The following is a 2,880-nucleotide window of genomic DNA, read 5'->3' as shown; positions in this document are numbered from 1 at the left end:
ACGCGTACCGTGATGCGGCTTAAGTCTGTCTCTAAGACATCCTCTAAGTTATCGACGAGTACGTACTTCGTGAAGCCTGTAATGTCTGATGGTACCGTTGCACCTACGTGGTAGGTGAAGACCTGTGTAAAGGTGCCAAGGCTTAAGCTTGGTTTACCATTGACATCCTTCTTCGGTGTCGGGTCTTCTCCTGGTGGAGTGACCGTTGCCTTGTCTTTGATGTCCTTCGTTGGGTCTGGGTTATACGATAGGGTTGCCGTGTTCGGGAGCTTTCCGTCTACTAAGAACGAAGCGAGATCTTTCGTCTGATCGATCGTAGCCGGTACGGTGATGCGAATCATCGTTCCTTGGAACTTGTTCGCTTCGGCTGCTCCTACAATCTGGAGTCCTACGTATTGTCCCTCGGCTTTGAGGTAGCTTGTTGCGAGATCCGTTAGAGCTGCATCATTTGTGCCATCTCGTAGGACCGCTACCGTCACTGGACTTCCGACTTTCAAGATGCTATCGAAGGTATCTTCGAGAACGATCTTTGTGATGTCCTTCGTGTTCGTTGGGACAGTAATATCCAATGTGTATTCAAGTGCTTCATCGAGGCCAGTGATGGTTAGATCACCTGTTCCATTGACGCTCTTATCGAAGGTTGGTGGAACATCTGGTGGGGTGACGAGCACTTCATTAGAGGTCTTTGGCTTTCCGTTAAAGGTGAGGGTGGCCGTATTCGGTACGGATCCATCACGGTATGGGCTTAAGTCTGCGCCATCTTTAATGTTCGAGTTGATCTCTAATGTGAGCTTCTTTCCTGCGAGTGTTGTGAAATCGAAGCCTGGTGCATTGGTTGCAGAGTTGATCTCAAAGGTCACGGTGTTGGTCGTGTCAACCTTCGTGATATATCCTGCGAGGTCCGTGCTTTCCGTTCCATCGACGAGGATCTTTACAGTTCCTAGTGTGAGGACGGATTCAAGCTTGTCTTCGATCTTAATCTGCGTGTAACCCGTTGTCACTGCCGGTACCGCTACATCTACATGATAGATGTATGGGGTCGTGAGTGCATCGAGTGTGAGTGTGTTTCCAAGAGTTGTACTGTCTTTTCCAACGCTCTTTGTAATCGGCGGTTCGTTGTCATTTGGTGGTGTGACTGGTACGATTTCCGTCTTGAGATCCGTCGCTGGGTCATCTTTGATGCTTAAGTTTGCTTGGTTTGGAATCTCGCTATTCTTGTAGCCTGAGATGTCCGCACCTTCCTTAATGTTTGCATCAATCGACAGTTCAATGTACTTGCCTCTATAGTTTGCGAGCTCTGGGAGAGGAATGTCTAAGGTAACGATGTTGAGGTCACCTGCATTCTCCGTCACGGTTACATAGCTCTTTAAGGTATCGTTTACGGTTCCGTTCACGCGTACCGTGATGCGGCTTAAGTCTGTCTCTAAGACATCCTCTAAGTTATCGACGAGTACGTACTTCGTGAAGCCTGTAATGTCTGATGGTACCGTTGCACCTACGTGATAGGTGAAGACCTGTGTGAAGGTTCCAAGGCTTAGGCTTGGTTTACCATTGACATCCTTCTTCGGTGTCGGGTCTTCTCCTGGTGGAGTGACCGTTGCCTTGTCTTTGATGTCCTTCGTTGGGTCTGGGTTATACGATAGGGTTGCCGTGTTCGGGAGCTTTCCGTCTACTAAGAACGATGCGAGATCTTTCGTCTGATCGATCGTAGCCGGTACGGTGATGCGGATCGTCGTTCCTTGGAACTTGTTCGCTTCGGCTGCTCCTACAATCTGGAGTCCTACGTATTGTCCGTTGACTTCGAGGTAGCTTGTTGCGAGATCCGTTAGAGCTGCATCATTTGTGCCATCTCGTAGGACCGCTACCGTCACTGGACTTCCGACTTTCAAGATGCTATCGAAGGTATCTTCGAGAACGATCTTTGTGATGTCCTTTGTATTCGTTGGGACAGTAATATCCAATGTGTATTCAAGTGCTTCATCGAGGCCAGTGATGGTTAGATCACCTGTTCCATTGACGCTCTTATCGAAGGTTGGTGGAACATCTGGTGGGGTGACGAGCACTTCATTAGAGGTCTTTGGCTTTCCGTTAAAGGTGAGGGTGGCCGTATTCGGTACGGATCCATCACGGTATGGGCTTAAGTCTGCGCCATCTTTAATGTTCGAGTTGATCTCTAATGTGAGTTTCTTTCCTGCGAGTGTTGTGAAATCGAAGCCTGGTGCGTTGGTCGCAGAGTTGATCTCAAAGGTCACGGTGTTGGTCATGTCATCCTTCGTGATATATCCTGCGAGGTCCGTGCTTTCCGTTCCATCGACGAGGATCTTTACAGTTCCTAGTGTGAGGACGGATTCAAGTTTGTCTTCGATCTTAATCTGCGTGTAACCCGTTGTCACTGCCGGTACCGCTACATCTACATGATAGATGTATGGGGTCGTGAGTGCATCGAGTGTGAGTGTGTTTCCAAGAGTTGTACTGTCTTTTCCAACGCTCTTTGTGATCGGCGGTTCGTTGTCATTTGGTGGTGTGACTGGTACGACTTCCGTCTTGAGATCCGTCGCTGGGTCATCTTTGATGCTTAAGTTTGCTTGGTTTGGAATCTCGCTATTCTTGTAGCCTGAGATGTCCGCATCCTTCTTAATGTTTGCATCGATCGACAGTTCAATGTACTTGCCTCTATAGTTTGCGAGCTCTGGGAGAGGAATGTCTAAGGTAACGATGTTGAGGTCACCTGCATTCTCCGTCACGGTTACATTGCTCTTTAAGGTATCGTTTACGGTTCCGTTCACGCGTACCGTGATGCGGCTTAAGTCTGTCTCTAAGACATCCTCTAAGTTATCGACGAGTACGTACTTCGTGAAGCCTGTAATGTCTGATGGTACC

Annotated in this window: 1 protein-coding gene; it reads right to left on the bottom strand. The window is 48.5% G+C overall.

Annotated elements, in window-relative coordinates:
• Positions 1–2,880 (bottom strand): isopeptide-forming domain-containing fimbrial protein (locus ACUB3H_RS08310; protein ID WP_459130210.1); only part of this gene is annotated, 2,880 nt, incomplete at both ends.

The sequence above is a fragment of the Guggenheimella bovis genome, assembly GCF_054492335.1.
This window is presented reverse-complemented; position numbering and strand designations above follow the sequence as displayed.